2 protein-coding genes are annotated in these 2637 nt (G+C 60.9%); one reads left to right on the forward strand and one right to left on the reverse strand.

Annotated elements, in window-relative coordinates:
* A partial coding sequence (locus ABLA28_RS11315) for a diguanylate cyclase (RefSeq protein ID WP_347713751.1) occupies positions 1 to 1817 on the reverse strand: 1817 nt, incomplete at its 3' end.
* A 278-nt stretch (positions 1818 to 2095) separates the two neighbouring features.
* Here ABLA28_RS11315 and ABLA28_RS11320 point away from each other — a divergent pair.
* Positions 2096 to 2637: hypothetical protein (locus ABLA28_RS11320; RefSeq protein WP_347713752.1), on the forward strand; the 542-nt coding region annotated here is incomplete at its 3' end.

The raw sequence follows: 2637 nt of genomic DNA on the forward strand, positions 1-2637 counted from the left end.
GGCTCGGAGATGTGTATAAGAGACAGGTGGGCTCGGAGATGTGTATAAGAGACAGGGGCATGGAAGGGGCGGGGCGCTTCCGCTTCCGCGCGGTTTCGCCCATTGTTTTTCGCCTGATAGAGGGCCTCGTCGGCGCGTCGGATCAGGCAATCCGGCGTCTCCCCGGGGCGGAACAGGGAAACTCCCAGCGAGACCGTCAGGGTTCTGTCCCCGCCGAGAGAGAAGGAGCGGGCCTCGCAGCTCCTGCGGATCCGTTCCGCGACGATGTCTGCGATGAACAGGTCCGCCCCGGCCAGAACGATGCTGAACTCCTCCCCCCCGTAGCGTGCGGCGACGTCCTGTTCCCTCAGGGAGTCCCGGATGACCCGGGCCACGAACGCAAGTGCCCGGTCCCCCTCCTGGTGCCCCCACGTGTCGTTGAATTCTTTGAAATGGTCGATGTCGAGCATGATGAAGGAAAGGCTTTTCCCCGTCCTTTCGGCATGCCTGACGCTGTCGTTGAGGATCTGCTCCAGGTAGGAGCGGTTGTACAGCCCCGTCAGTCCGTCCCGTTGGCTGAGCTCACGATAGTGGGCGCTCTGTGCCTGCAGGCGGTTGTAGTTGTCGAATCGGGCCCGGCTTTCGGAGAGCTTCCGCAGGATCGAGAAAAAGGGGGCGGCGATCAGCAGCGTCATGTAGGGAATGTCCGGATAGGAGAGCTTGTCGAGGTAATAGGGGGTATAGTACGTGCCCAGGAACATTATCCCTATGCCGAGGAAAAAAGTGATGTGGGACACCGCATAGAGAAGCAGGCTGCGCAGGGGGGGCCTCGTCCTGACCATCTGGACGAACAGGAGCACGGAGCCGGCGAGGCTCAGGAGAAAGGCGCACGTGGCGCCGATATAGACCCAGAGAAAACGGCCGTTCATGGCCGCGGCCAGTACCCCGAGCGCCAGGGCGCACTGGTTGCGGAGGGCCGGCCTGTAGGCCTTCCGGATTCGGGGGGCCCCCTGAAGTTCGGAGAGGAAAAAACGGGCGCCCACGATGTTGGCCAATCCGAACACCGACCAGGTGATGAATACGGAGAGCGGGGCCGGCAGATTCATGTAGGCGTGAAAATGTCCGTTGAAGGAGGCGGCGAGCAGGGTGGTGCTCAACTGGAGGATCATGAAGGTGCGGTACTCCTTCTCTCCGGTCATCATGTAGAAGAGGAAGTACGTCACGACGAACGCGATCATGATTCCTACGAAGACGAGCTGGGTGATCAGGGATTTGAAGAAGAAGCGGATGAAGGACAGCGGCGCCAGCAGGCACAGCCTGGCGGCGACGGGGTAGTCGGAGCGCACGTTCAGGTAGACGTAGCCGTCCCTGGCGGCCCCATTCAGGGACGACAGCCAGAGAACCGGATAGCGGGTGTAGAGAAATTGGAGGACATTTCTCGAATCTTTGTCGTAGGAATAATGTTCGTAGGTGGAGAGCGTCTTGGGGACGAAGCAGTCCACGTGCGTGATATGGGGCGAGGTGATCATCAGGACCCCGCCCTCGTCGGGGCGCAGGGACAGGCCCTCGATATCCCGCACCAGGTCCTTCATGGAGATACGAAACCAGCTCGAGCCGTTGAAGGAGTTCTGCGTGATGATATCGTCGGATACCGATTCGAAGGGGATATCCTTTCCGGGGTCCTTGAGGCTTGGCGAGTGGACGGACATTTTCTCGATCCCCTGCAAAAGCGGAAAAACGGCGTTGTCGAAGTCGGCGTCGGCTCTTTCGGAAAGGACGCTGCCCAGGATAATGAGGATGGGAACAAGAAAAAACTTCAGGACGCGGTTTCGACACATAAACGCTCCAATCCTTTCGGGCCTAGATGGGTGTTTTCTCCATTCCGATGTTCTCCCATTCTATTGTATAAAAATGCCGATAAAAGGCAAGCTGCGAGTTGAAAACCCACCCCGCTGGGCTCCGGCCTTTCCGTGCCCGAACGGAACGACGCGCCCCATGCCTCGAACGATCAATTTATGATCCCCGGCGGCGTCCCGGTACGCTTTTCCGAGCCCCCTCTTTTTGTTAGTATGGGACAAGTCGGGCGGGAGGACGATCCTGAAGGAGGCGCGATGAGATGACGCGCGATGAGATGACGAAGGAGAGGGTCACCATGCTGGAGATCGGACAGGCGACGCTGCAGGATCGCGAGGGGGTGATGGCGCTGCTCCGGGCCAACCACGCGGACAACCTCGGCGAGGCGGAGAGGCGGGACGGCTTCGTGACGACGAACATGACCCCGGAACAGATGACGGCGCTGATCGCGGAGAAGAACGGGGTGACGGTCGCGCGGGACGGGGCCGGAGTCGCGGCCTTCGCCCTCGCGGCCCCCTGGGGCTTCTGGTCCCAGTGGCCGTTCTTCCGGAACATGATCCGCATCCTCGGAAACTATCGGTTCGGCGGGGCGACGCTGACGGAGGAAAACTCCTACCAATACGGTCCGGTGTGCGTCGACCGGGACTACAGAGGCCGAGGGGTCTTCGAGAGGGTCTTCGCCGCCTCGCTCCGGACGATGGAGGACCGTTATCCCATCATGGTGACCTTCGTGAACCAGGCCAACCCACGCTCCTACGCGGCGCACAGCCGAAAGGCCGGCATGGCCACGCCGGGGACGTTCGA

The organism is uncultured Fretibacterium sp., assembly GCF_963544685.1.
In the GTDB taxonomy this organism is placed as follows: Bacteria; Synergistota; Synergistia; order Synergistales; family Aminobacteriaceae; genus CAJPSE01.